The 26,188-nt window shown below is 64.6% G+C and carries 22 protein-coding genes and 2 pseudogenes; 14 read left to right on the top strand and 10 right to left on the bottom strand.

Translation table 11 applies throughout. From position 1 onward, the window contains the following. Positions 1 to 198: 198 nt before the first annotated feature. Genes WDLP6_RS29105 through WDLP6_RS29115 form a run of 3 tightly spaced genes read right to left on the bottom strand, consistent with a single transcriptional unit; the run spans position 199 to position 6,713 of the window. Complete coding sequence (locus tag WDLP6_RS29105) at positions 199 to 843, bottom strand: hypothetical protein (RefSeq protein WP_068674392.1); 645 nt, start codon at positions 841 to 843, stop codon at positions 199 to 201. A gap of 39 nt (positions 844 to 882) precedes the next feature. Then, positions 883 to 4,089: a UvrD-helicase domain-containing protein gene (locus WDLP6_RS29110; protein WP_162570820.1), complete on the bottom strand. Its 3,207-nt coding sequence runs from the start codon at positions 4,087 to 4,089 to the stop codon at positions 883 to 885. Then, the gene (locus tag WDLP6_RS29115) at positions 4,086 to 6,713 is read right to left on the bottom strand and encodes a PD-(D/E)XK nuclease family protein (RefSeq protein WP_162570821.1); all 2,628 of its coding nucleotides are present in this window, start codon (positions 6,711 to 6,713) and stop codon (positions 4,086 to 4,088) included. The genes WDLP6_RS29110 and WDLP6_RS29115 overlap by 4 nt, the downstream gene beginning before the upstream one ends. Positions 6,714 to 6,801: 88 nt before the next feature. Between WDLP6_RS29115 and WDLP6_RS29120 the strand changes: the two genes are divergently transcribed. Both WDLP6_RS29120 and WDLP6_RS29125 read left to right on the top strand, forming a co-directional pair. Next, entirely contained in the window at positions 6,802 to 7,722 is a 921-nt protein-coding gene (locus tag WDLP6_RS29120) for a helix-turn-helix transcriptional regulator (protein ID WP_068674386.1), read from the top strand. Between the two features lie 96 nt (positions 7,723 to 7,818). Then, complete coding sequence (locus WDLP6_RS29125; protein WP_157103372.1) at positions 7,819 to 7,971, top strand: hypothetical protein; 153 nt, start codon at positions 7,819 to 7,821, stop codon at positions 7,969 to 7,971. 68 nt (positions 7,972 to 8,039) lie between these two features. On the opposite strand, the gene WDLP6_RS29130 is transcribed toward WDLP6_RS29125, so the two are convergent. After that, the gene (locus tag WDLP6_RS29130) at positions 8,040 to 8,573 is read right to left on the bottom strand and encodes a hypothetical protein (RefSeq protein ID WP_162570822.1); all 534 of its coding nucleotides are present in this window, start codon (positions 8,571 to 8,573) and stop codon (positions 8,040 to 8,042) included. A 105-nt stretch (positions 8,574 to 8,678) separates the two neighbouring features. Beyond that, positions 8,679 to 9,119 carry a hypothetical protein gene (locus WDLP6_RS29135; RefSeq protein WP_162570823.1) on the bottom strand — a complete coding sequence of 147 codons (441 nt, stop codon included), beginning with the start codon at positions 9,117 to 9,119 and terminating at the stop codon, positions 8,679 to 8,681. A 328-nt stretch (positions 9,120 to 9,447) separates the two neighbouring features. Here WDLP6_RS29135 and WDLP6_RS29140 point away from each other — a divergent pair, with 328 nt between their 5' ends. Together WDLP6_RS29140 and WDLP6_RS29145 are read left to right on the top strand one after the other, a co-directional pair. Then, positions 9,448 to 9,912 (top strand): MYG1 family protein, encoded by a 465-nt coding sequence (locus WDLP6_RS29140; protein ID WP_162570824.1) that lies wholly within the window; start codon positions 9,448 to 9,450, stop codon positions 9,910 to 9,912. Positions 9,913 to 9,989: 77 nt separating this feature from the next. Beyond that, positions 9,990 to 12,900 (top strand): annotated as a pseudogene (locus WDLP6_RS29145) (Tn3 family transposase). An 85-nt stretch (positions 12,901 to 12,985) separates the two neighbouring features. On the opposite strand, the gene WDLP6_RS29150 reads toward WDLP6_RS29145, so the two are convergent. The 5 genes from WDLP6_RS29150 to WDLP6_RS35235 form a co-directional block, all read right to left on the bottom strand. Then, the gene (locus WDLP6_RS29150; protein ID WP_014386443.1) at positions 12,986 to 13,141 is read right to left on the bottom strand and encodes a hypothetical protein; all 156 of its coding nucleotides are present in this window, start codon (positions 13,139 to 13,141) and stop codon (positions 12,986 to 12,988) included. 62 nt (positions 13,142 to 13,203) lie between these two features. After that, positions 13,204 to 14,721 (bottom strand): IS66 family transposase, encoded by a 1,518-nt coding sequence (gene tnpC / locus WDLP6_RS29155; protein WP_059153614.1) that lies wholly within the window; start codon positions 14,719 to 14,721, stop codon positions 13,204 to 13,206. A gap of 145 nt (positions 14,722 to 14,866) precedes the next feature. Then, positions 14,867 to 15,208 (bottom strand): IS66 family insertion sequence element accessory protein TnpB, encoded by a 342-nt coding sequence (gene tnpB, locus WDLP6_RS29160; protein WP_014386445.1) that lies wholly within the window; start codon positions 15,206 to 15,208, stop codon positions 14,867 to 14,869. Next, on the bottom strand, positions 15,205 to 15,546 hold the full coding sequence (gene tnpA, locus WDLP6_RS29165) for an IS66 family insertion sequence element accessory protein TnpA (protein ID WP_014386446.1): 342 nt from the start codon (positions 15,544 to 15,546) through the stop codon (positions 15,205 to 15,207). Before tnpA ends, tnpB begins: the two co-directional genes overlap by 4 nt. Positions 15,547 to 15,629: 83 nt before the next feature. Further along, positions 15,630 to 15,773 (bottom strand): hypothetical protein, encoded by a 144-nt coding sequence (locus WDLP6_RS35235; RefSeq protein ID WP_014386447.1) that lies wholly within the window; start codon positions 15,771 to 15,773, stop codon positions 15,630 to 15,632. 308 nt (positions 15,774 to 16,081) lie between these two features. Here WDLP6_RS35235 and WDLP6_RS29170 point away from each other — a divergent pair, with 308 nt between their 5' ends. The 10 genes and pseudogenes from WDLP6_RS29170 to WDLP6_RS29215 all read left to right on the top strand — a co-directional run bounded on the left by WDLP6_RS29170 (position 16,082) and on the right by WDLP6_RS29215 (position 26,175). Next, positions 16,082 to 17,563 carry a glutamine synthetase family protein gene (locus WDLP6_RS29170; RefSeq protein ID WP_060710153.1) on the top strand — a complete coding sequence of 494 codons (1,482 nt, stop codon included), beginning with the start codon at positions 16,082 to 16,084 and terminating at the stop codon, positions 17,561 to 17,563. Between the two features lie 19 nt (positions 17,564 to 17,582). Continuing rightward, complete coding sequence (locus WDLP6_RS29175) at positions 17,583 to 18,347, top strand: type 1 glutamine amidotransferase (protein ID WP_060710154.1); 765 nt, start codon at positions 17,583 to 17,585, stop codon at positions 18,345 to 18,347. Positions 18,348 to 18,391: 44 nt separating this feature from the next. Next, positions 18,392 to 19,738, top strand: a complete 1,347-nt coding sequence (locus WDLP6_RS29180) for an aromatic ring-hydroxylating oxygenase subunit alpha (protein WP_162570827.1) — start codon at positions 18,392 to 18,394, stop codon at positions 19,736 to 19,738. After that, entirely contained in the window at positions 19,735 to 20,379 is a 645-nt protein-coding gene (locus tag WDLP6_RS29185; protein ID WP_014386451.1) for an aromatic-ring-hydroxylating dioxygenase subunit beta, read from the top strand. The genes WDLP6_RS29180 and WDLP6_RS29185 overlap by 4 nt, the downstream gene beginning before the upstream one ends. 407 nt (positions 20,380 to 20,786) lie before the next feature. Then, on the top strand, positions 20,787 to 21,386 hold the full coding sequence (locus WDLP6_RS29190; protein ID WP_244889977.1) for a glutamine synthetase: 600 nt from the start codon (positions 20,787 to 20,789) through the stop codon (positions 21,384 to 21,386). A 114-nt stretch (positions 21,387 to 21,500) separates the two neighbouring features. Next, a pseudogene (locus tag WDLP6_RS29195) lies at positions 21,501 to 22,169 on the top strand (type 1 glutamine amidotransferase); the annotation flags it as partial. Between the two features lie 44 nt (positions 22,170 to 22,213). Beyond that, positions 22,214 to 23,560: an aromatic ring-hydroxylating oxygenase subunit alpha gene (locus WDLP6_RS29200; protein ID WP_162570827.1), complete on the top strand. Its 1,347-nt coding sequence runs from the start codon at positions 22,214 to 22,216 to the stop codon at positions 23,558 to 23,560. Then, positions 23,557 to 24,201: an aromatic-ring-hydroxylating dioxygenase subunit beta gene (locus WDLP6_RS29205; RefSeq protein WP_014386451.1), complete on the top strand. Its 645-nt coding sequence runs from the start codon at positions 23,557 to 23,559 to the stop codon at positions 24,199 to 24,201. Before WDLP6_RS29200 ends, WDLP6_RS29205 begins: the two co-directional genes overlap by 4 nt. 16 nt (positions 24,202 to 24,217) lie before the next feature. Then, positions 24,218 to 25,225 carry a ferredoxin--NADP reductase gene (locus WDLP6_RS29210; RefSeq protein ID WP_014386263.1) on the top strand — a complete coding sequence of 336 codons (1,008 nt, stop codon included), beginning with the start codon at positions 24,218 to 24,220 and terminating at the stop codon, positions 25,223 to 25,225. 47 nt (positions 25,226 to 25,272) lie between these two features. Then, the gene (locus WDLP6_RS29215) at positions 25,273 to 26,175 is read left to right on the top strand and encodes a LysR family transcriptional regulator (RefSeq protein ID WP_029310294.1); all 903 of its coding nucleotides are present in this window, start codon (positions 25,273 to 25,275) and stop codon (positions 26,173 to 26,175) included. Positions 26,176 to 26,188: the final 13 nt, after the last annotated feature.

A 26,188-nucleotide genomic window follows, 5' to 3' on the forward strand; every position in this document is an offset into this window, starting at 1 on the left:
TCAGAGTCGCCGTTCCCAGCCAAGAATTGGAAGCGAGATGAAGTAGTCACCGAAGCAAGCTGAGTACATGACCATCCGCGCTCTCAGAATTCTGGCCCACTCGTGGAGCATGTCGAGCTCCACGATGGCGCAAACGAAGCAGCGGCGAGGGCGAACAGCCGCTGTCGCCTCGATAAGCGCCTGCGTGGCGGACGGTCTTCAATGCGAGGCCGGGAGGCGGCGAGCACAGTCCAGGCCGCTCACTTGTGCAGGTCCATCCGCTCCGTTGAAGGCCCGCAGTACAGACTGCTTCCAAGTCTGTGCGATTCCGGCGGCGTCGTCAGGATGAGCACTGCCTCGCTGAACGGCCTGCTCGAGGTCCTCCGGCAGTTCATCTTCCGGGCCCAGTCGCTCAGCCAGCATGGCGCCGAGGGCTCCTGCGGCCTTGGGCTGCAGGCGTGTTGAAAGCAGAGCCCATTCGGCCTTGTTCGCAAACTCAGGGTCCACCAACGATGCAGTCGCGACAAGCTGCGGAGCAACCCAACTGTCAGCTTGAATTGCCCGCCACAAGTACCAGAGCGTCTTGGGCGTCGTGTGCCCGCACAGGAGCGCCACACATGCCACCAAGTGAGGCCTCCACCCACCCGCGTCGAGTACCAGGCAGATGGCTCGTTCAACTTCCTCACGGGGATAGTCGCTCATCAGGGTTCGGAGCTTGTCTGCCTCGGCGGCGGCTCCTGGCTGCATCCATAGGAACTCCAAATACCCGACCTTCAGCTCCAAGCCTTCATGCTCGTCGGCTTCAGCAAAGAACAATGTGGACGCGGCCGCATTCTCTGCGCGGTCAGATTCATCAAAGGACATGCGGCATACCTTTTCTTGTTGGCTTCGTGCTTGCGAAGGTCAAGCAACCTCAAGGCTAGGGAGAGCTCGAACGCGCAGCGCCCGAGCGGCTACCGGCAAGAAGAGCCACTGTTCGGTAACCGGCCGTCCAGTCGCGCGGACCAGCGCATCCGCGTACGAGGCGAGCTGAGGCCCGTGCTCGCGCACGAGCTCCTCATCGTGAGTCGCACCGCGCGGGTTGGACTTGTGGTCGATGAGGACCCATCCGGCTGGTGTGTCAACGAGGAAGTCGATGCGCCCGCGCAGCCGCGTGCCGTCCTCACGGTCGACCTCGATGGGCACCTCCACGTGAACCGGGCAACCGGGCCAGCGCTTGGCAATCCAGGCGAGGAAGGAGTCGACCTGGCCGACCACGGCGCCCGTGTCGACAGCGTGCGCAACATCCCAGCGCGTCAAGAGCCGCTCGACGTCCTCGCCCGAGATGCTTCCGGCCACGCCAGAGCGGGCGATACAATGGTGCAAGGCCGTTCCAAGGAGAACCATGTCGACGCTCTTCGAGATGGCAATGCGGGTGCCGACAGCCTCGACCTCACCGACGGCGAAGACGCTCGCCTCGGCGCCTTCGCCGGTGCTGGGCCGGTGCCACAGCGGACGGCTGGCAAGCGGCGCGGCAGGGCTGAACCAACTGCGGTCAGCGGCAGTGGCCGCCGGTGGCTCCGCGGCGCAGTCGGCGGCGGACCAAAGCTTGGTCTCGCGCTGCACATGACGACCGTCGGGCAGCACCATCACGCCGCTTTCACCAAAAAGTAGTTCTGAGGCGCCGACCTCGTCGACCCAGGAGCGGTCGGGCCTGGTCTTCATGGCTGAAACCAGGACGAGCGCGTCTCGAGCGCGTGTCATGCTCACATAGAGGAGGCGCTTGTTTTCCTCCAGGCCGGCTTTGGCCATCGCCTGGCCGATTTGGGAGTTCTCGGCGTTGAGCGCCGCTTGCGGAGCCTTGCGTTTGCCGAAAGTTCTCGGCCAGCAGTGGATGAAGCGGTCGCGCAAGGGCTCCTGCGGGTCGAGCTTCTCGGCATTGGTGCGCGCACGGACATCCCAGACCGCGGTGCGCGCGCCGGCGCCCAGGCCCGTCAGGATGGCAACCGGCCACTCGAGGCCTTTTGCACCGTGGTGCGTGAGCACGGCAACCGCGTCATCGGCGGCAGCGGCCCGGGCGTCCTCGCCGCCAGCCGCTTGAGTTGACAGCCACCGCAGGAGGCCGCCCACCGACGCAGGCTGCTTGGAAGAGACGCACTCGCTCTCGTAGGTCGTGGCCATCGCGAGCAGCGCTTCCACGTTGTCGACACGAACGCGCGCTTCCTGCGGTGTGCGCGACCAGGCGCTGGCCAGCATGGCCACGTGGGACTCCGCCTTGGCCAGCCGGAGGGCTTCCGCAGGCGTCAGCGAGAGCAGGGACGGGCGAAGCGTCTCCAGCCGCGCAAGCAAGGGATGCGCATTGTTGCCCGTGGCCCTCCACTCATGGGACGGCTTCTCCGCGGCAAGATGGTCCAGGCGGTCGCCAAGCCACTCCTTGGCGGGCATGCCGGCCGCGAGCGTGAGGATGAGCGCCGTCGCCACGGTGTCCGTCGGGTCCTGCAGGCGACGAAGGCACGCTGTGACCAGCAAGGCCTCGGGCGTTGACAGGAGGCCCGGGCGGCCACTCGCCGACGGGATGCTCCAGCGCGCGAGAGCTGCCGCGGCGTAATCAATCTGGTCGTTCGTGCGGCACAGCACAGCAATGTCGCCCGCCCTGATGGCGCGCAGCTCCTTCGTGCCCTTGTCGTAGACCTTCGCTCCGGAAGCAAGGAGCTCCGTGATGGCAGGGCCGAGCCCGAGATAGTCGAGCTCGCCTTTCCTGCTCTCGAAGGTCCAGTCGTAGAGCGCTGGCTGGCCGGGGATGTCGCCTCGCGTCGGCGCGAGCTTCACGGCGTCGGCTTCGAGGTCCGGCGCAAACGCAGGCACGAACACGGCGTTCGCGAGCGACACCAGCGCGGGGGTCGAGCGCCTGGAGTCGGTGAGCGGGTCGCCGATGATTCCACCCCAGCCCTGGACGGCGCCGATGACCCCCGCGATGAGCGAGGCGTCAGTGCCGCGGAATCCGTAAATGGCCTGCTTGGGGTCGCCGACCCAGACCGAGCGCCTGGCGAGCTTGGCGATTTCGACAAAGAGCGCGAGCTGCAGCGGGCTCGTGTCCTGGAACTCGTCGACGAGAACGAGGTCGAGCTCGCTCGACAAGGCCTCTCGCACGGCTTCGCTCTCGCGCAAGGCCCGCAGCAGTTCGACCTCCTGGTCAATGAAGTCAACCGCACCGAGTTCTTCCTTGGCACGTCTGAAGGTGTCCAGGGTGTCAGTGGCCAGGCTGAACACAAGGTCGAGGTAGCGCCGCACCTCCTCGTGAAACTGCGGGTGACGCTCGTGCGCCTGCGCCGCGTCGACGACCGGCTGCACGAGACCCACGAGCTTGGCGCCAATCTTGACGTTGCATGCGGCGAGCCAGTCAGGCCAGGTCCAGTTGCCCGACTTGAAGAGGCGATGCAAGCGCTCGAGCTCCTCGATGCCGTCCCGCATGACCTTGTCGACCCTGCCACCGGCGGCGTCCCGGGACTCGATGTCCTTGGCGACCGCCGTCTTGGCCGTCGCGAGTTCCTCCAGCAGCCTGGCGGCATGGTCGACGCCACCCTCGGGCGCCGGCCAGTTCTCGAGCATCCGGTCTGCGTTCGTCGCGCCCATTGCGCGAAGCGCCTCTCTGGAAATGTCGTTTTCGCGAGCGGCCTTGACCACCTTGCCGATGGTGTCGGACCACATGGCGTCCTCCATCCCCAGCCGGCGCATGAGCGTCAGCAGTTCCGTGCGACGCTCGGCGTCGAAGGTGTCGTCGAGCGCACGGGCAAGAAGTTTCTTGGTCTGGGCCTCGCTCAGCACCGTCTGGTCGGGGGAGAGACCCATCTCGAAGCAAAACCGCTCGAGCAGCTGGCCACAGACACTGTTGACGGTCCCGATGCGCGCCTGGCCGATGGCTGTGACCAGGTCCATGCGGCCATGCTCGAGCAGTCTGGTGCGCACGCGTTCGCGCAGCTCCGTGGCTGCCTTCACCGTGAAGGTCGTGGCGAGCACCGCGTGGGGGCGCACCGGTTCGTTGCCGCCAAGGAGTGCCTCCGACAGGATGCTCGTCAGGCGGTAGGTCTTGCCGCTTCCTGCGCCGGCACTGATGAACTCAACTGGATTCATTGTTCCCAGCCTCCGAGCAGGGTGAGGTGTTCACGATGGAAGGGACCGAGCGTGGTGACCGGCAAGGTGCCTTCCGGCCCTTGGAATTCGGCAATGTCCGCCTGGGCGTCGACCAGTTCGACGGTGCCCTCCGCCCACTGGGACATGCGCCACTTCCAGCTTTCCCTTGCCTGAGCCAGCATCGGGTCGACCGTGACGCCGCCCGCGGGCTTGCGCAGTTGGGCATCCGGGAAGATGCCAGGCGTGGAGATGAGCAGCGTTGCCGAGTCGAAGACAAAGTAACCCAAGGCCACGGGCAGCTGCCCGTAAACCTGGTGCGTCAGACTTGCATACAGCGCGAGCTGCAGGTGGCGGCCTTCCACAAGCGCCTCTCCATGCCGCTTGGTGCCGGACCACTTGAGGTCAAGGGTGACACTGCGCTCCTGCGGCAGGTCGACCAGCAGGTCAATCTTGCCGATGACCTCCACGTCGCCCAGCAATCCCTGGACAGGAACCTCCACCTGGACTCGAACAGCGCCGGCGCTTTGCAGGTGTGTGAGCAAGGTGAGGAGCGCCGTGCGGCAGATTCGCTTGAACCGGCTCATGCTTACGCCGGCGCCCTGCATCAGGAGCGGTGCGCCTTCTGCGAGCAGGAGCTCGTCGACCATGGCGTCGAACCAGGCGCCGGCCTGCGCGCTGGTCCAGCGCAGAACATGTTCTTGTTGGAAGAATCGCTCGACCACCCGATGCGCAAGGTTGCCAAGTAGCTTGTTCTCGTGCTCATCGTCGAGGCCACTCCCCGGTCGCAGGTGGGCCACGTCCTTCAGGACGGCGAGGGCGGGGTTGTTGAAGAGCTCGTTGAGTGCCGTGTACGACTGGTGCTTCTTGCGAGAGGCGAGGGGACGCTCGAGCTCGAGGTAGCGCCCCGCGCGCTGCAGGGGAGCATCGGTGACGCGACGGGCAATCGAGCCCAGGTGCGTGCCGTACAGGTCGTCATCGATGCGGTGCACCTTCACTTTCGGCGCCAACTGCCGGATAAGTTGCCAGATGGGGTGTTCTTCCGCACCCGGCGGCGGCAGCACCAGGACGAAGCGTTCCTTGGCAGCAAAAAGTGGGCGCAGCCACTGCGTTGCGAGCAGCTCCAGCTCACGCTTGGGGTCACGAAGCTCGACCCCCAGGCTCCTGAGTGCATCGACCTCGCTTTGCGACCAAGGAAGCGGCCGGGGAAGGGCCGGCGTCGAAGGCATCCACCAGACGACTTCACCTGCAGGCTCGAGGCATGCGGCCGCGGTGGTCGCGGATTTCAGGCAGCCGACCTGGGAGACGGCAGCGGGGTTGGTCGCGCCGGCGGGCGTGGACTGCGCCAGCAGCTGTTCGATTTGCCGCGGTACCAGGTGCTCCAGGCCCTGCTGGCGCAGCTCGGCCAGGCCCACGAGCACGGCGTCGCACTGGCGAAGTGCCGGCGCGATGGTCGCAGCTTCACCAGCTTGGTGGACGGCGCGTCGTTGCAACGCCGTGCGCACCTTCTCGACGCGGACAGCGACCTCGGTGATGGGGGCGCCGTCTGCGCGGGACCAGCGCTCCCCCTCGAGCCAGAAGGCGACCTCCTCCAGAAGTGTCTGCGCGTTTTCCTTCTCGCCGATGCTCGCCTTGGCAGCAATCCAGGCCTCTCCGCCGAGACCCGGCTGCTCGGCAATCGCACGCGCGAGCTTGCCTCTCGCAGCTCGGCTGAACGGCCCGTAGGGATGCACGAGGAACTCGACGAGGCGTCCGATATGGAGCGGCGCCCACAGCATCTCGAGCGCCAGCCCCAGCGTCTGCAGCGCGGGTCGCAGGCTGCTCGGGCTGTCGAAGCCACAGGCGGCGGCGCCCGTTGCCATCAAGGTGGCGTCCAGGGAGTCGCCCCCTTGCTCGCAAAGCACCAGGCGATTCGCCGGGTTGGCACGGCACCAAGCGCTCAGCCAGTGCTCGGCGGTCTCGCGCGACTGTGCTTGCAGGACCTGGACGGTTCCATCGTTGAGAGCAAAGGCCTCGGGGGCTTTCAGCTGGCCATTGGCCACAGATTCTGCGGCGAGGCGCTGCAGCTCACGAAGCTGCCCTTTGCCGCCAGGTTCGGCGGCTTGGGGCTCGTGCACGCCCTTCAGGTGATTGAGAACAGCGCGCCACATGGCCGGAAAGCTCGCAGAGGGGTCGGCGAGCCTGACCTGCGAAATGGGCACCGTGTTGCCTGCAGCGAGCGCAGAGGCCACTTCCACCAGGCGCTCACCCTCGCCAGGTGCGACGTGGCCGAAAGCAGCCTCCTCGACGCTCGCCAGTTCCTGGATGCGCAGCGGAGAGGAGGGCGATGCCTTTCCATCCCAGCCGCCCAGGCGCCACTCGTCGCGCCATGAGAGAAGAAGTGCTGCGGTGCCGACGTCGTCTACCTGGAGCGACCGGCTGTAGAAGCGGCTGCCGTCGTCGAACTTGCGCAGGTGACCGAGGTACGCCGCCACGCGCTGCGCCTGCGGCACCTCCGGCCGAGCCAGACCCAGGTAGGTCTCCAACAGGCCAAGAAGTCCCATGCGCCCGACGACCGGCTCCCTGAAGTACCCCCTGTCCGAGGGGCCCTGGCGCTCGTCAAGTCTCAATCCAAAGGTGACCTGCATCCGGATTCCTCACAGCACCGCGAATCGCGTACAAAAATTATACGTATAAAAAGAAGACTAAAGAACTGATTTTTCGTATCATCCAGACATGCCGCAGCAGCCGTCATTGCCCCCGGACTCCGACGAGGCGGGGGAAAAGGCGCCCGCCCGCTGGAGCCAGGGCCGTCGCCTCGAGTTCTTGGATTTCCGCCTTCGCTGGGAGGGGCGGCTCAACCGCAGCGACCTGACGAATTTCTTTGGCATCTCGGTGCCGCAGGCATCGCTCGACATCTCCAAGTACCTGGAGCTCGCTCCCAACAACGCGGTCTACGACCGGAGCTCGAAGGTCTACCTGGCCACCGACGGGTTCGAGCCGCTCTACCCCTCGAACGAACCCTCGCGATACCTGAACGAGCTCCTCGCGCGCGAAATCGGGGTGCTGCCTGCAGAGCAGAGCTTCCTGGGCTGGACGCCGCCGACGGCCGCCGTTGCCGCGCCCACGAGAAAGCTGGAGGCGAACACCGTCGTGGCCGTGCTGACCGCGATACGGCAGCGTGTCTGCTTGCGCGTGACCTACCAATCGATGTCCTCGGCCGAACCCAAAGCGCGAATCATCTCTCCGCATGCGGTCGCCTTCGACGGCTACCGGTGGCACGTCCGTGCGTTCTGCCACACACGCGGCGACTTTCGTGATTTCGTGATGGCGCGGATGCTCGGCGTGGAGGTACTCGAGGACGCCGGCACCGACGGCGCAGACGACGAGGCTTGGCACCGTCAGGTCAGCCTGGTGCTGGCGCCGAACTCACGTCTCTCGAAGGCCCATCGCAAGGTCATCGAGCTCGACTACGGGATGGTCGACGGAGAGGTCGTTCTGGAATGTCGCCAGGCACTTCTCTTCTATTCACTCAAGCGACTCGGGCTGCTGGAGGTGGATGCCTCAGAGCCGCATGTGCAGCAAATCGTGCTGAGAAACCGTGCCGCGGTGATGAAGTTCCTGCCGGCGGCGCCCGCGGAGGAGGGCGGGGCGTGATGACCACGAAAGACGGACGAATGATTGCACTCAAGTGCGTTGGTTGTGGAGCATGTCCCGAAAACTCCTGGACCTGGTGCAGCTGGCCGCCCTTTGGTGGCCCTCGTCGTTATGGCCCTCGTCGGGGGCCTCTGGTACCTGGGCGATGCGTACACCGAGAACGGGTTTAAGAACTGCCGCGCCAACGGCAGCTCCTATACCTGGTGCCAAGCCACCATCAAGTGGCAGTCGTTCAAGGCGCTGTTTTAGCGCGTTTCGTTCCAATTCAGCCGCCTCGTACATCGGGGCGGCTTTTCTTCGTGCCGGGGTGGCGACCCTTACGAGCCAAAGAGCGCCTTCGACGGCGTTTGGACCCAGGCGTGGGTCACCTCGTCGAGGAGGTAGAAACCGCTTGCCACCCCCTTGCGCCACTGGAACAGGACGATGGCCTTCGCGCGGTAGACGTCCTTCACCGCCTTCAACCGGTCAATGTCCTCCTCGGTTGGCTTCGGCGCCGAGCCGCCCTTGACCTGGATGAGCGTGATGTCGAACAGGTCCAGCGACTTCAGCTGCGGGTGAGCCGGATGGTTCGGCTTTCCACCGCTCTTGCGGATGGCAACGATGTCCACAATGCCTGCGGACTCCCGGCCCGCTGGCCCGAGAAAGTCGACAAACTTCCATCGCTTCGAGCTTCGCTGTGCCAGCGCCTTGGCCAGGGTGTTGGCCATCCGACCCGTCTTGGCCGCGGATGCTGCGGCGGCTTGCCATTTCTCCAGATGGGTCGCTGGGACCTCGACCTTCGGCGGTCCGGCCGCGGGGTCCACAGAGACTTCAGTGACTAGAGTCGTGGAATTCTTCTTGGTCGTTGGCATCTGGTCTCCTGTTTCGATGGCGAGGATGGTAGCTGTCGGCAGGAAGCTTGGTTGCGTGCCGGGCGTGGAAAAAGCCCGCAGCGTGATGCAGCGGGCTCTCGAAAATCAATCTTTCCATCCGCGCCAGCTCAGGTTCGGCACGGTCATGAAGCCCGCGACCTCTAAGGGCTGGTGGCAGTTGAACTTGGCGCCATTTTTCAGGCGTAGCTCGGGATAGAGGGAACGGAAGTACTCGACCACCGCAAGGCCTCGGGTCGTGGAGTACACGTAGCCGTTGCGCGACAGATGCAGTAGGTCGTTGAGGTCGGCGCCGATGCGGTTGGTAAAACCGCTGACACCTTTGCTGAGGCCGTAGGCGGTCGGCCGCGCGCGAGGCGCGATGCGGTCAAACCACTTGGTCTCGCATGACCTGCCGCGCTTGCGGACCAGGTATTCGCTTTCGTCAGTCTCGGTAACACCCAGCAGCAGCCATAGATGGCGCGGGGTGAGTGCTAGGCGGACGTTCCAGGGATGAGCGCCTCCGCCTCTTGGCGCTTGTTCTCCCACCGCTCGAGCATCAGGAGCTCTCGGGCCTGGGCCGCCTCCTTCCGTCGGAGTTCGATTTCTTCAGGGGTGAGTTTCTTGGGCATAGAGTTCCTTGGTAGATGACCTTCTGGGTATAGGGAAGCCCGCCAGGCTCCGTGCCTCTCTAAAGGCGCGGGGGTCAGGGATAGCAAGGAAAATCTCCGACAGAAATAGGCGCATTTCCGCCACGGCAAGCTCTTTCCGAGGACTCGGCCTGCAGGCACGGGAGAACTGGTTTTCTGAACAGATGCCCGCCTGGTATGAAGGCGGCGAGCTACACGAAGCAGGACCAACAACATCCAGGAACCCCATGAAGAAACAAAACCCTGTTATCGCGACCCATTCGGGTTCTTTCCACGCCGACGACGTGGCAGCCTGCGCTGTGCTGGCCAAGCTCTTCCCTGCGGCCACCCTCGTTCGCACCCGCAACCCTGAATTCATTCGGCGCGCGCAGTTTGCGGTCGACGTCGGCGGAATCTGGGACCCGGTGAACGGTCGCTTCGACCACCATCAGAAGGGCTTCGTTGGCGCGCGCTCCAGCGGCGTCGTCTATGCCAGCGCCGGCCTCGTCTGGGCTGCTCACGGCCAGGCCTATGTGCAGGCCGTCGCGCCCAAGCTCACGCCGCTGCAAGCCGCTCGTGTTGCCAGCTCCATCGACGACGAGTTGATGCAGCATCTGGACATGGCCGACACAGGCGCCGCGCAAGGGGGTCGATTTGTTTTCGTTGTCAAAAGTGACGGTAGGAGATCGAGCACTGGCGTAGGGGTGGTCTGATAAGCCCTTGATTTCATTGGTTTTCCTGTTCACTTTTTCAGGCGTATTGTGTCTGCCCCAATCACCGGAGACACAAGATGCAAAGCTGGCACACAACCTACCTTGGCCTGCGAGAGCTGCCAAGGGAAATCAGCACCTTCGAGCTTCAGTCGTTTTTCACGTACAGCCGTACTGAGCGCGAGCTCATCAACGCCCGCCGAAGCAACGCCCACAAGCTGGGTCTGGCACTGCACATAGGTTTCTTGCGCTTGAGCGGGCGCCTGCTGAATTCGGTGCGCATCGTTCCGACAACCCTGTGGCGCCATCTGGGTGACGAAATCGGCATCACTGCTGTTGAACTGGCATCCCTGCGAGCCCTGTATGTTCGCGGTCGAACCCTCTTTGACCATCAACAACTGGCCTGTGATGTCCTGGGGTTTCATTGGATGACGGAGCACCAACGTCGCGCCCTGGTACGCACCCTGCGCGATGAGGTGGCCCGCTGCGCCGATCGGGATCAATTGCTCGTATTCGCTCGGCGCTGGTTGTATCAAAGCAAGATCCTGATCCTGCGCGACCGTGACATCCGTGTCCTGGTCACAGCGGCGCTGGGACAACTCGAAGAAGAAACAGCCAAAACGATTGCGGCATCTGTGCTGCCCGAACAACTGGTGCGCTGGCGGGATGCCATGGCCGCATTGCGCCCGGATGGGCAAACCCAGCAGAGCTGGTTGTGGTCGGCACGCCAAACACTCAACCAAACAAATTGGCGAGGTGTTCGAGCGAATCGAACTGCTGTACGCCCTGAATGTCCACAAACACCTGGACGACCTGTCCGGTCTCATTGTGCGGCGCTATGCACGCCGCCTGGCTTCAAGGCCTCCCTCGGTGGGGGCCAGGATCAAAGAACCCGCTCGCACAGTGGAGGTTGGCTGCTTTTTACGGCACTGCCTGTTTACCAGCACAGACCAAGCTATCTTGATGGTTCAGCGGCGCGTTGCCGATCTTTGGCGCACGGTCGCAGCAGGTGTCACGGAGACGGTCAATTGGGCTGACCTGTACAAGACATTGCTGGCAGAGCTGGCTGGTTTGGTCGCCCAGGGTGAACTTCAAGACGCGGAGTTGCGGGCTCGAATTGTTGCCCTGCTCAGTGCCAGCCAGCAAGGCAAACCACCCAGCCGGGCCTCGGTGGTGCGTGAGCGTTTGTTTGACGCCATACGTCCCGTGCGCTCTTTGCTGGCCGAAATCACCAAGCTGCCCTGGCAGGCCAATAGCGAGCACCCGGTGACCACAGCCTTGGCCCAATTGACGAAACTGTACGCGGGCAAACTTCGCGAACTACCTGCTGATGTCAGCGCCCCTCGCTTGGGTTCGGTCTGGAGCGGCGCGATTGCGGGTGCCGACCGGGAGCGCGCGTTTCGGGCCTTGGAGGTGGCCACCCTGTTTTCATTGCGACGTGCCGTGCGCAACGGTTCGGTGTGGATTGAGCACAGCCTGAGCTTTCGTGGCCGCGCACGCCTGTTCTTCACTGATGCGCGCTGGCAGGAAGAAGCCAAACGGCACTATGCCCGACTGTCACTGCCAGCCAATGCATCCACACTTTTGAAGCCGTTGCTGGCCAAGGTACGCGCCGGCGTGGAGGCAGTGGCCGTCGCCGCGCGCAGCGGTGTGCTGCGCGTGGACGAAGAACTCCACCTTTCAGTATTGCCGGCAGAGGATGAAGATCCAGAGGTGATTAAGTTGAGGGCCAAACTTGACCTGAGGATCGGTGAGGTGCAACTCCCAGAAGTGATCCTGGCCGTTGACGCTCAGGTACGTTTCAGCTGGATCATGCTTGGCCGCGAGCCACGTTCGACAGAAGAGCTGCTGATGGTCTACGCCGGCATCATGGCCCACGGCACCAGTCTGACGGCGGCCGAATGCGCCCGTATGATTCCGCAGTTGTCTGCCACCAGCATCCGTCAGGCCATGCGTTGGGCCGGGGACGAGCGTCGCTTGAGTCAAGCCTGCCACGCGGTGCTGGAGTTCATGCAACGGCACCCCATTGCAGCGACATGGGGTCGCACGGACCTGGCGTCGTCCGACATGATGAGCATGGAAACCACCCAACGGGTGTGGCAGGCCCGACAGGATCCAAGACGCAACACGTCCTCGATTGGCATCTACTCCCATGTGCGTGACCGATGGGGGATCTTCTACGCGCAGCCTTTTGTGCTCAATGAGCGCCAGGCAGGGGTCGCCATTGAGGGTGTCGTGCGCCAAGAATCCATCGAGACCAGCCAGTTGGCGGTGGACACCCACGGCTACACCGACTTTGCCATGGCGTTGGCCCGGCTACTGGGGTTCGATCTATGCCCACGACTGAAGGAATTGAAGCAGCGTCATCTGTACGTGCCGCGTGGCACGATCATTCCACCGGAGATCGCAGCAGTTTGCGAGGCTACCGTCGATACCGCTTTGATTGAGAAGCACTGGGACACCTTGGTCCATTTGGCAGCCTCGGTGATGAGCGGCAACGCCAGCGCAGTTGCAGCGCTGGCCAGATTTGGATCGGCGGCGCGGGGAGACCCCATCTACGAAGCGGGTGTTCAGTTGGGGCGCTTGCTGCGAACTGCGTTCCTGGCCGACTACTTTGTCAAAGACGCCTTCAGGAATGAGCTGCGTCGGGTACTCAACCGGGGTGAGGCGGTCAATGCCTTGAAGCGGGCGATTTATACCGGCAGAGTGAGCCCGGCTCAGGCCAAGCGGGCCGAGGAAATGCAGGCGGTGGCTGACGCCTTGAGTCTGTTGGCCAACATCATCATGGCCTGGAACACAACCCAGATGCAGGCCGTTCTGGACCGCTGGGCCAACCGGCGTCAGGTCATCCCGGCGGAGCTCACGGGGAAAATTGCGCCGACGCGGCTGCAAGGTATCAATTTGAGGGGCGTATTCCGCTTTCCAGTGGAGCGTTATGCCAGTGAAATCCTGCCGTCACAGACCACGCCGAAAACCGGGACCGGCGGTTGAAACCGAGCACGCTTTTGCGCCCTCAAACGGCGATCAAAAAAATCAACAGGAAACCCAATGAAATCAATGGCTTGGCAGGCCACCCCTACGCCAGTGCTCGATCTCCTACCGTCACTTTTGACAACGAAAACAAATCGACCCCGTGGATCTGCACTTCAATCAGGCCGCCTTCGCGCTGCGGCACGGTCGCCAGGTTCGGCTCGATTCGCACCGGCAGCAACTGCGCCGGCGCCGCCGGCACACCGTAAGCGTTCCGCGAACGACACCCTTGCGCCGTCGATGACGGCGTGTTGAAGGATGGTTCTACGCGGCGGCGGCGAGCGCCGCGTTTGGCACGGCGATGTCGGTGGCAGGCCGCCAGTTGTGCGGCAGCAGCTGCGCGAGGTCGCGCTGCTTGAGCGTGGGCAGACGCTCGAAGACGTCCTTGAGGTAGGCCCAGGGATCGTGCCCGTTTAGTTTGGCCGACTCGATCAGGCTCATGACCACGCCAGCGCGCTCGCCGGCCTGCTGCGAGCCTACAAAAAGCCAATTCTTGCGGCCAACGCACAGCGGGCGCACCGCGTTCTCCGCCGCGTTGTTGTCGATTGGGACGTCGCCGTCGTCCAGGTAGCGCGTGAGCGCGCGCCAATTGCTCAGCGAATAATCGATCGCCTTGGCCGTCACGTCGGCATTGGCCAGCTTCTGGCGCTGCCCGGTCAGCCAGAGGTGCAGGGCCTGGACGATGGGCCTGGAGCGTTGCTGGCGCAGCAGCCACCGTGCCTGGGGTTCGAGTTCGCGCGCCTCGCGCTCGACCTCGTACAGCTTTGCGATCAGCGCCACCGCCTGGCCGGCGATCTGGCTGGCGTTGAACTCGTGCGCCTCGAACAGCTTGCGCCGCGCGTGGGCCCAGCATAGTGCGGCGCTGACGCCTTGCGCCTGAAGCCCAAAATAGCCGCTGTAATCGTCGCTGACCAGCGTGCCGCCGAAGCCTCGCAGCACGCGCCGCGGATGTTCGCCGGCGCGGCTGGCGGTGAAGTCGAACAGCACCGCGCGCTGGGCCACGAAGTTGGTCGTGCGGTAGACCCAGACGTAGGCCCGTTTGGTCTTGCCGCGCCCCGGCGCCAGCAGCGACACCGGCGTCTCGTCGGCGTGGATCACACCGTGGCTGAGGATGAAGCCCTTCAGTGCATCGGCCAGCGGTGCCAGACGCACCCCGCAGATGCCGATCCACTGGGCCATGCTCGAGCGCGGGATGTGCACGCCAGAGCGCGCGTAGATCTCTTCCTGCCGGTACAGCGGCAAGTGATCGTCGTGCTTGGCCACCACCACCTGCGCGAGCAGGCCCGGCGCGGGGATGCCTTTGTCGATGATCTGCGCGGGCATCGGCGCGGCCTGGATCGTCTGGCAGCACGTGCAGGCGTACTTGCCGCGGATATGGCGCAGCACGAAGAATTGGGCCGGCACGCAATCGAGCTGCTCGCTGACTTCTTGGCCGATGCGCTTGAAGGGCTGGCCGCACTCGCAGTGGGTCTGCTCGATCTCGTGATGGTGATCGATGCGCGGCAGGCTCGCCGGCAGCGCCTGGCGCACCGCCTGGCCTTTGGCCCGGGGTGGCGCTACCGGTGGCTTCTGGTCTTGCTGGGCGGCGCGGTCTTCCAGCGCCGTGTCGGCCAGGATCTGATCGAACAGCACCGCCTGCGTGCTCGTCTCCAGGCTCTCGCTGGAGGAGCCGAAGCGCCAGCGCTTCAGCCGCGCGATCTCGAAGTTCAGCGCCTCGATCCTGGTTTGCTTGAACTTCAGCTCGCCTTGCATGCGCCCGATCACATCGCGCAGCTCCTGCATCGAATCCAGTGCGCCCGGCGCATCGATCGTGTGGGTGTCCGGGCCTTCGAGCATGGCCGCCATCATGCCTCGCGCGCGCGTGCGCGCGAGGCATGACTTTCTCCAATAGACAAACGCGCAAATCCCGACCTCGAATCGAGCGCATTCAGACCACCGTGATCGACTGCGGCTGCGCGCTGCCCAGGCGCTGCCACGGCAGGCCCGCGACGAGCCAGTCGAACTGCTCGCGCGTGAGTTGAAGTGACCCCGTGTCCTGGCGCGGCCAGGCGAAGCTGCCCGCTTGCAGCCGCCGGGTGCACAGCCACATGCCCGCGCCGTCGTAGACCAGCACCTTGAGCCGGTCGGCGCGGCGGTTGGCAAACACGTAGGCGTGGTGGGCTTGCGCGCCCAGCGCGAAGCCGCGCACCACTTGGGCCAACAGCGTGTCGATGCCCCCGCGCAGGTCGGCCGCGCCAAGCGCCAGCCAGATGACGTCGATGCGAATCATCGGCCGAACTCCCGCAGCAGCGAAGCGAGTTCACGCGTGTGCGCCAGCGGCCAATGCAGATCGAGCCGGGTGCCTCCCACGTTCAATTCGACGCGCACCGATGTCGATGCGGCACCAGGCGCCACGCGGGCGGCCACGAAGCCGCTCGGCCTGGCGGCTGGCGAGGGCTCAGGGCTGACGCCGTCGAGCCGCGCCTGCCAGCGCCGCGCATGTGCGCACCAGCTTTGCAGCGTTCCCGCTGGCACCCCGTTGGCCTCGGCCCATACCTGCGCCTTCTGGCCAGAGGCACGATACGCCGCCACTTGCTCCAGGCACCGTTCCATCTGCTGTCGATCCATGTCCACCTCGTCTCGTTCGTTGATTGCGAAGACCCGAGGTTCGCAGCTTCAACGGTGAGATGAAAGATGGGTTCGCGGAACGCTTACAGCGCATCGACCGTGTCGCTGATGAAGTAGGCCAGGTGCCCCGCAGGCAGCCAGTCCTGCAGCGATGCGGACAGCAGCATCTCTTGTTGCGGTTCGTAGGGGCGGTAACTTATGGCCATGCAGCTTGAACGCTCACTCATGTGCGCAGGTCATCAGGGGATTCCCTGCTTCTGCCGCCCACGCTCCTAGCCTGCCGCGTGGCTCCTAGCGTTGCCGTAGGGCTCGAAGTGGCGGGGGGTGGTTGAAAAAACCATTGCATCACTCGCATTTTTGCGAATAGGTTTCGCATGTTTTCCTTTCAGGTTCTCAGGAAATCAACATAATATTAATCTGCGACAAAGATCAATTGGCAAATTTAATGCGTGCTGAACTGATCTGGTGGCAGATGGTTGGGTAATTCGTTAATTCTAAACAACCGGCATCTATGCCGGAAAACCCGAAGACAAAAATGAGCCAGAAATTCATTGATCGGCACGGCTTGTGGTCCGACGCCCAGAAGGCGGCGGCCGTTGAAGTGCTGAAGAAAATCGAGCAGGACGGCATTCAGATGATTCGCCTCTCATGGCCGGATCAATATGGTCTGCTGCGCGGGAAAATGCTGTCGGTGGCAGCCTTGCGCTCCGCATTCGGCAGCGGCTCGGAAATCACCATGGCGCCCTTTTTCTTCGACACGGCCAGCGCCTTCGTGTTCAATCCCTTTTCCTCGGATGGCGGGCTTGGCAACCCGGAGTTGGCGGGCAGCCCTAACGTGGTGATGGTGCCCGACCCCACCACCTTCCGCGTGCTGCCCTGGGCTGATCGCACGGGCTGGATGCTGGCCGATCTGTACATGCGTAGCGGTCGGCCCTTCCCGCTGAGCCCGCGTGCCCTGTTGAAGAAAGCGCTGGGGCAGTTGGCGGATCTGGGCTATGACTTCCATGGTGGCCTGGAGGTGGAGTGGTACTTGACGCGCATCGTCGACCCCTGCCTGGAGCCCGAGACGCTGGGTGGCCCCGGCACACCGGCGGCACCGCCCAAGGTGATGCCGGTCGCCAAGGGCTACTCCTATCTGCTCGAAAATCACTTGGACGAGGTCGAACCCATCATGGCCGAGGTGCGCCAGCACCTGCTGACGCTGGGCATGCCGTTGCGCAGCATCGAGGATGAATGGGGGCCCAGCCAGATGGAGACCACCTTCGACGTCATGTCCGGCCTGGACATGGCCGACACCATGGTGTTGTTCCGCAACGCAGTCAAGCAAATCTGTCGGCGGCGCGGTTACCTTGCCAGTTTCATGTGCAAACCCAAGATTGAGGGTTTCTGTGCCTCGGGCTGGCATCTGCACCAGTCGCTGGCGGCGCGCGACTCCGGCGTCAATGCCTTCGTTCCGCAGACGGGCGAGCCGCTGTCGGCGCTGGGCCGGGCCTATGTCGGTGGCCTGCTCAAACATGCCTGTGCGGCCTCCAGCTTCACCACCCCCACGGTTAACGGCTACCGACGCCGACGCCCGTTCTCTCTGGCCCCGGATCGGGTGACCTGGGCCGAGGACAACCGCGCCGCCATGGCGCGCGTGATCGCCGCCCCAGAAGACTCAGCCAGCCGTGTGGAAAACCGGGTCGGCGAGCCGGCGGCCAACCCCTACCTGTATCTGGCCTCGCAGCTCTTCTCGGGGATCGATGGCATTCGTCGCCAACTCGATCCCGGCCCTCTGCAGGAAACGCCCTATGCCGCCGACGTTCCGATCCTGCCGCGCAACCTGGCCGAGGCGCTGGACGTGCTGGAGGGCTCCAGCTTCTTCCGCGAAGCCTTCGGCGAAGAGTTCATCCACTACTGGCTGCACCTGCGGCGCAGCGAATGGGCGCGCTTCGTGGCCGCCGAAGGCGCCGACGTGGACATGGCGGGCGACCCCGTCACCGACTGGGAGCATCGCGAGTACTTCGAACTGTTCTGAACTGAACCAGGTAACGCTCATGGACACCGTGAAGAAGAAATATGCCGTGCTCTGGTGCACTGAAGTACCCGGAGACGAGATCTTGCAGGAAAAAATGATCGCCACTTTCGGTCGCGCGGGCGGGCAGTGGGACGTGCTGGAACCCGCGCGCGACGGCTTCCTGGAGCGGGCGATGGGCTACGACGGCTACGTCATCAGCGGCAGCCCAATGTCGGTAGTGGACGATGCCGATTCGCTCCTGGTGAGCAACCTGCTGGCGCTGATTCGCCGCGTTAGCGACGAGGCAGGCTCACCCCTGATCGGGCTGTGCTTTGGCTCGCAGGCCATCGCGGCGGCCCTAGGTGGACGGGTTGCCAGGAACCCGTCAGGGCGCTTCAAGCTGGGGGTCGATGCCCTGCGCTGGGACCCCGTCGCCGTTGAGCTGCTGGGCGCGGCGCTGGCGCAAGCGCCCAGCGTGCTGGTGAAAAGCCACGGCGAATGCGTGGCGGCACTGCCGCCGGGCAGCGTCCTGCTGGCGTCGTCGCAGACCATCCCCCACGAGGTGTTCTTGGTGCAGGGCCGCATCTTGGGCATCCAGGGGCACCCCGAGGTGGACCGTCAGTTCCTGAAAGACAAGTTCATGGCCTACCACCGCGCGCTGTTCGACGACGAGCAGTGGGCGCACGTAGAACAGGAAGCCAGCCAGCCTCTGTCTCCCGACGCCGTCATCGCGCTGGGCCGCCGCTTACTGGACGAAGGCGCCCTGGCTCCCGCGGCTGTGCCCACGCTTACCGAAACAACATGAACTGAAGCCGCGATTTTCAGATTCAACCGAATTGCGAGAAAACGATGAAAGTAATTCATATTGCCGCCGTTCCGGCCGGGGAATCCGCCGCCGATGAATGGGACGACCTGGTGCAGCCAGACCGTGTACACCGCCGCGTCTATACCGACCCCGCCATCTTTGCCCGCGAAATGGACCATGTGTACGCCGCCAGCTGGGTGTACTTGGCCCATGAAAGCGAGATCCCCGAGCCCAACGATTTCCGGCAGGCCTGGCTGGGCACCCGCGAGGTCATCGTGACTCGCGACGAAGAGGGGCAAATTCGCGTGTTCTCCAACCGTTGCTCGCACCGCGGCGCAACCGTCTGCCGCGAGCACCAAGGAAACGCCGCCAACTTCACCTGCCCCTACCACGGCTGGCGTTTCGACAACCGAGGTCAGTTGTTCGGCATTCCCGGCAAGAACGCCTATGGCCCGGCCTTCAAGGCGCGCGACATGCACCTTGCGCGGCCTGCGCAGGTGGCGTCGTACAAGGGCTTCATCTTCGCTACCCTGAACTCCGAGGCGCCGCCCCTGGCCGAGCACCTCGGCAATGCCACACGCTATCTGGACGCCTGGATCGAGCACAATGGGGGCGCTCAGAACATCGTCTTGGCCGGCGCTCAGCGCTTTCGCGTCGGCTGCAACTGGAAACTGGTCTGGGACAACGCGGGCGACGGCTACCACGTGCCGTTCTCGCACCAGTCGCTGCTGGTGATGACCAAGGAACGCTACGGTGGCGGCGACATGGCCTACTTCGCCGACGCCGACCGCTCCCGCATGAGCAACAACGCGCTCGACAACGGGCATACGGTGGTCGACCAGCGTCCCGAGATGCACGCCAACTCCGCCTGGCGCGAGCAGCGCCCGCAGCCGGGGCGTGAGCCCTACGAGGCCCACGTGGCCGCCACCCACAGCCGCGATCAGGCCCAACGCGTGCTCGACACCACTGTCGGGGCGGGCATGAACCTCAACATCTTTCCCAATCTGGCGCTGATCGGCAACCAGGTGCAGGTGATCCAGCCTCTGGCGGTGGGCGAAACCTCGGTAAGCTGGCATGCCACCCGGCGCAGAGACGTGGACGCAGAGGTCAACACCATGCGCCTGCGCACGCAGGAGGATTTCCCCGTCATGGGCGAGATGGACGACGCCGCCAACTTCGAAGAGTGCCAACGCGGCCTTATGAACAGCCCCGAGGACGAATGGGTGGACATGGGTCGCCACTGGGAGACCGGCAAGGATGTGCCCGGTCCCGATGGCGTGGTCAGCGGCCCGGTGACCACAGAGATTCACATGCGCAACTACTACGCTCAGTGGAAGCGGCTGATGCAAGCCCGCCCGACGCTGCAAATGAACAAGGGGAAGCTGCCATGAACGCCGCCCAGGATCTGGCCCAAGCTGCCGCCGTTCCGGCCTACCGCCACCAGCCTCCCTCGCTCTACGTGGTGCCGGCGTTCTACGACTGGCTTCTCGCCGCTTCGGACGACCTGGCCCAGGCCGCCGTGCGCACCCAGGGCGCTGACGCCGCGCAAACGCAGCAGGTGGCACAACTACTGACACTGGAAGCTCGCCTGCTCGATCAGGGCTCGATGGACAAGACCGCCTACGAGCGCTGGCTGGCGTTGTATGGCGAGGAATGCGCCTATTGGGTGCCGGCGGGCGCGCCCGCGCCCGACCCGCGCCAATACGTCACCTTGGAATTCCACGACCGGCGCCGTCTGCTCGACCGTGTGAGCCGCCTGGGCACCGGGCTGGCCTTCTCGCAGTTCCCGACTTCGCGCACGGCGCGGCACTGGGGCGGACTGGAAGTGTGGCCCAGCCCGGACCGTGGCAATGAATGGCGCGCGCGCTACAGCTTCACTCTGGCCGAGTCACGCGAGGGCCACAACCGTGTGCTCGCGGGCTGGAACGGGTTCGTGCTGCGCCAGAGCGCCCAGGGGCTAGTCATCGTGCTCAAGCAGGTCAACCTGATCGACAGCGACTGCCTGCAGGGCAACAACTCGTTCTTTTTGTGAGGGGAGGTGGCAGCGCATGAAACTGGCACATTCTCTCGACCCCTGCCTGGAGCCCGAGACGCTGGGTGGCCCCGGCACACCGGCGGCACCGCCCAAGGTGATGCCGGTCGCCAAGGGCTACTCCTATCTGCTCGAAAATCACTTGGACGAGGTCGAACCCATCATGGCCGAGGTGCGCCAGCACCTGCTGACGCTGGGCATGCCGTTGCGCAGCATCGAGGATGAATGGGGCCCAGCCAGATGGAGACCACCTTCGACGTCATGTCCGGCCTGGACATGGCCGACACCATGGTGTTGTTCCGCAACGCAGTCAAGCAAATCTGTCGGCGGCGCGGTTACCTTGCCAGTTTCATGTGCAAACCCAAGATTGAGGGTTTCGTGCCTCGGGCTGGCATCTGCACCAGTCGCTGGCGGCGCGCGACTCCGGCGTCAATGCCTTCGTTCCGCAGACGGGCGAGCCGCTGTCGGCGCTGGGCCGGGCCTATGTCGGTGGCCTGCTCAAACATGCCTGTGCGGCCTCCAGCTTCACCACCCCCACGGTTAACGGCTACCGACGCCGACGCCCGTTCTCTCTGGCCCCGGATCGGGTGACCTGGGCCGAGGACAACCGCGCCGCCATGGCGCGCGTGATCGCCGCCCCAGAAGACTCAGCCAGCCGTGTGGAAAACCGGGTCGGCGAGCCGGCGGCCAACCCCTACCTGTATCTGGCCTCGCAGCTCTTCTCGGGGATCGATGGCATTCGTCGCCAACTCGATCCCGGCCCTCTGCAGGAAACGCCCTATGCCGCCGACGTTCCGATCCTGCCGCGCAACCTGGCCGAGGCGCTGGACGTGCTGGAGGGCTCCAGCTTCTTCCGCGAAGCCTTCGGCGAAGAGTTCATCCACTACTGGCTGCACCTGCGGCGCAGCGAATGGGCGCGCTTCGTGGCCGCCGAAGGCGCCGACGTGGACATGGCGGGCGACCCCGTCACCGACTGGGAGCATCGCGAGTACTTCGAACTGTTCTGAACTGAACCAGGTAACGCTCATGGACACCGTGAAGAAGAAATATGCCGTGCTCTGGTGCACTGAAGTACCCGGAGACGAGATCTTGCAGGAAAAAATGATCGCCACTTTCGGTCGCGCGGGCGGCAGTGGGACGTGCTGGAACCCGCGCGCGACGGCTTCCTGGAGCGGGCGATGGGCTACGACGGCTACGTCATCAGCGGCAGCCCAATGTCGGTAGTGGACGATGCCGATTCGCTCCTGGTGAGCAACCTGCTGGCGCTGATTCGCCGCGTTAGCGACGAGGCAGGCTCACCCCTGATCGGGCTGTGCTATGGCTCGCAGGCCATCGCGGCGGCCCTAGGTGGACGGGTTGCCAGGAACCCGTCAGGGCGCTTCAAGCTGGGGGTCGATGCCCTGCGCTGGGACCCCGTCGCCGTTGAGCTGCTGGGCGCGGCGCTGGCGCAAGCGCCCAGCGTGCTGGTGCAAAGCCACGGCGAATGCGTGGCGGCACTGCCGCCGGGCAGCGTCCTGCTGGCGTCGTCGCAGACCATCCCCCACGAGGTGTTCTTGGTGCAGGGCCGCATCTTGGGCATCCAGGGGCACCCCGAGGTGGACCGTCAGTTCCTGAAAGACAAGTTCATGGCCTACCACCGCGCGCTGTTCGACGACGAGCAGTGGGCGCACGTAGAACAGGAAGCCAGCCAGCCTCTGTCTCCCGACGCCGTCATCGCGCTGGGCCGCCGCTTACTGGACGAAGGCGCCCTGGCTCCCGCGGCTGTGCCCACGCTTACCGAAACAACATGAACTGAAGCCGCGATTTTCAGATTCAACCGAATTGCGAGAAAACGATGAAAGTAATTCATATTGCCGCCGTTCCGGCCGGGGAATCCGCCGCCGATGAATGGGACGACCTGGTGCAGCCAGACCGTGTACACCGCCGCGTCTATACCGACCCCGCCATCTTTGCCCGCGAAATGGACCATGTGTACGCCGCCAGCTGGGTGTACTTGGCCCATGAAAGCGAGATCCCCGAGCCCAACGATTTCCGGCAGGCCTGGCTGGGCACCCGCGAGGTCATCGTGACTCGCGACGAAGAGGGGCAAATTCGCGTGTTCTCCAACCGTTGCTCGCACCGCGGCGCAACCGTCTGCCGCGAGCACCAAGGAAACGCCGCCAACTTCACCTGCCCCTACCACGGCTGGCGTTTCGACAACCGAGGTCAGTTGTTCGGCATTCCCGGCAAGAACGCCTATGGCCCGGCCTTCAAGGCGCGCGACATGCACCTTGCGCGGCCTGCGCAGGTGGCGTCGTACAAGGGCTTCATCTTCGCTACCCTGAACTCCGAGGCGCCGCCCCTGGCCGAGCACCTCGGCAATGCCACACGCTATCTGGACGCCTGGATCGAGCACAATGGGGGCGCTCAGAACATCGTCTTGGCCGGCGCTCAGCGCTTTCGCGTCGGCTGCAACTGGAAACTGGTCTGGGACAACGCGGGCGACGGCTACCACGTGCCGTTCTCGCACCAGTCGCTGCTGGTGATGACCAAGGAACGCTACGGTGGCGGCGACATGGCCTACTTCGCCGACGCCGACCGCTCCCGCATGAGCAACAACGCGCTCGACAACGGGCATACGGTGGTCGACCAGCGTCCCGAGATGCACGCCAACTCCGCCTGGCGCGAGCAGCGCCCGCAGCCGGGGCGTGAGCCCTACGAGGCCCACGTGGCCGCCACCCACAGCCGCGATCAGGCCCAACGCGTGCTCGACACCACTGTCGGGGCGGGCATGAACCTCAACATCTTTCCCAATCTGGCGCTGATCGGCAACCAGGTGCAGGTGATCCAGCCTCTGGCGGTGGGCGAAACCTCGGTAAGCTGGCATGCCACCCGGCGCAGAGACGTGGACGCAGAGGTCAACACCATGCGCCTGCGCACGCAGGAGGATTTCCCCGTCATGGGCGAGATGGACGACGCCGCCAACTTCGAAGAGTGCCAACGCGGCCTTATGAACAGCCCCGAGGACGAATGGGTGGACATGGGTCGCCACTGGGAGACCGGCAAGGATGTGCCCGGTCCCGATGGCGTGGTCAGCGGCCCGGTGACCACAGAGATTCACATGCGCAACTACTACGCTCAGTGGAAGCGGCTGATGCAAGCCCGCCCGACGCTGCAAATGAACAAGGGGAAGCTGCCATGAACGCCGCCCAGGATCTGGCCCAAGCTGCCGCCGTTCCGGCCTACCGCCACCAGCCTCCCTCGCTCTACGTGGTGCCGGCGTTCTACGACTGGCTTCTCGCCGCTTCGGACGACCTGGCCCAGGCCGCCGTGCGCACCCAGGGCGCTGACGCCGCGCAAACGCAGCAGGTGGCACAACTACTGACACTGGAAGCTCGCCTGCTCGATCAGGGCTCGATGGACAAGACCGCCTACGAGCGCTGGCTGGCGTTGTATGGCGAGGAATGCGCCTATTGGGTGCCGGCGGGCGCGCCCGCGCCCGACCCGCGCCAATACGTCACCTTGGAATTCCACGACCGGCGCCGTCTGCTCGACCGTGTGAGCCGCCTGGGCACCGGGCTGGCCTTCTCGCAGTTCCCGACTTCGCGCACGGCGCGGCACTGGGGCGGACTGGAAGTGTGGCCCAGCCCGGACCGTGGCAATGAATGGCGCGCGCGCTACAGCTTCACTCTGGCCGAGTCACGCGAGGGCCACAACCGTGTGCTCGCGGGCTGGAACGGGTTCGTGCTGCGCCAGAGCGCCCAGGGGCTAGTCATCGTGCTCAAGCAGGTCAACCTGATCGACAGCGACTGCCTGCAGGGCAACAACTCGTTCTTTTTGTGAGGGGAGGTGGCAGCGCATGAAACTGGCACATTCTCTTACCGTCACCGCTGTTTCACCGCAAGGCAGCGACGCCATCCTGCTGAGCCTGGGCGTGGACGGCGGGCAGCGGCAGCGTTTTTCCTTCCAGTCTGGCCAGTACCTGACGCTTGCCGTCCCCGTGCAAGGCGATGAACATTGGCGCTGCTATTCGATCACCAGTGCGCCCGAGGATGGGCAGGCGATCAGCGTGCTGGTGCGCCGCGTGGCGGGTGGGCGCGTCTCCAATTGGCTGTGCGACCACGCGCGAGCGGGCCAACGATTGCAGGTGCTTCCGCCCGCCGGGCGCTTCACACTGGCGCGGCATGGCCAACCAGTGCTGTTGTATGCCGGCGGCAGTGGCATTGCGCCCATCTTCGCGCTGGCGCGCCAAGCGTTGCTGCAAGGCGCGCCCCAGGTACGGCTGTTCTACGCCTGCCGCGACCGAGCCACGGCCATGCTACTGGCTGAGTTGCAGGCGCTACAGGCGGGTAGCGGGCAGCGGCTGGAGATACGCCACTGGTATGACGCCGAACAGGGCCTGCCCACGCAGGCGCTGCTGGAGGCGCAGACCCAGGGCCTTGAGGCTGCTGACGCCTACCTTTGCGGCCCCGAGGCCTTCATGCACTCCGTTCTGGCTGCGCTGGCAGCGGCTGGGATCGAGCCCAGTCGCGTCTACCGCGAGGACTTCGGCGCTGCGCTGGAGGGCGCGGTGGAAACGGGCGCCGAGGGTCCCGACGCCGAGCTGACGGTTCAGCTCAAGGGGCAGACGCATACCGTGTCGGTGCGCGGCGGGCAATTCCTGCTGGGCGCCATGCTCGACGCCGGGCTGGCCGTCCCGCACGCTTGCCGGGTTGGCGAATGCGCCTCCTGCATGTGCCGCCTGGTGGACGGCGAGGTGCTGCGGCTCGACAGCTCGGTGCTGGACGAAGACGATGCTGCAGAAGGCTGGCTGCTGGCCTGCCGCACGCGCGCCGCCAGCGCCCAGGTGCGGCTGCGCTTTTCCTGAACCTGCAAGCCCCAGAAAGCCTGAAGCCATCGATGAAAGCATGCACCATGACCCGAGACGGCACCACCACACCTCCATGGGACCTGATCCGCGCCTTCCTCGCGCTGGAGCGCCACGGGAGCTACGAAGTTGCAGCCGACATGGAAGGCATCGACGACTCCACCCTGCGCCGGCGCATCCGGGTGCTGGAGCAGCGCTTCGGTCGCACTCTGTTCGTGCGCAGCGAGGCCGGCTGGAAAGCCTCGGCCGACCTGCACGCGCTGGTCAGCGCTGCCCAGCACATGGAAGAGGCGGCGCGCAGCTTCTCTCAGAATCACCAGGAAGGCGCGGGCGTGGTGCGCATCAGCCTGATGGACGTGTTCGCCAAGCGCTTTGCGCCAGTATTCGTCGCGCTGGGGGAGAAATTTCCTCGGCTGCTGCTCAACATCACCACCGAGACGCACTTCGTCAATCTGGAGCAAGACCAGGTGGACATCGCCGTGCGGCTAGCACGGCCTGTGCGCAACAGCAATTCCCTGCGCGTACGCAAGATCGGTGCGGTGGCCGTGGGCGCTTACGCCAGCCGCGCGTACCTGGCGCGCCACGACACGAGTGCGTCAAATCCCGCGTTTGTCGACGACCACGACCTTCTGGCCATGAACTTGCAGTTCTTCCACCAGGATCACAACTTCACCTACGCCAACCTGGACTGGGCCAAGTTCGGCCTGACGGGCAAGGTGCGCGTGCAGTCGGACAGCTTCGTGCCCATGGCGCACCTGTGCGCGCTGGGCCACGGCGTGGCGCTGCTGCCCAAGTTCGTTGCCGCTGACTATCCCGAACTGGTGCCGTACCCCGAAAAGCTCTTCTTCGAAACGGAGCTGTGGCTGGTCAGCCGCTTTGACTTGCTGGCAGCTTGGCAGCGCGAATTGGCCGACAGGCTGCAGGAAGAAATGGCGACATGGCCTCAATGACCTCGCTCCCTGT

The sequence above is a fragment of the Variovorax sp. PBL-E5 genome (assembly GCF_901827185.1).
Taxonomy (GTDB): domain Bacteria; phylum Pseudomonadota; class Gammaproteobacteria; order Burkholderiales; family Burkholderiaceae_C; genus Variovorax.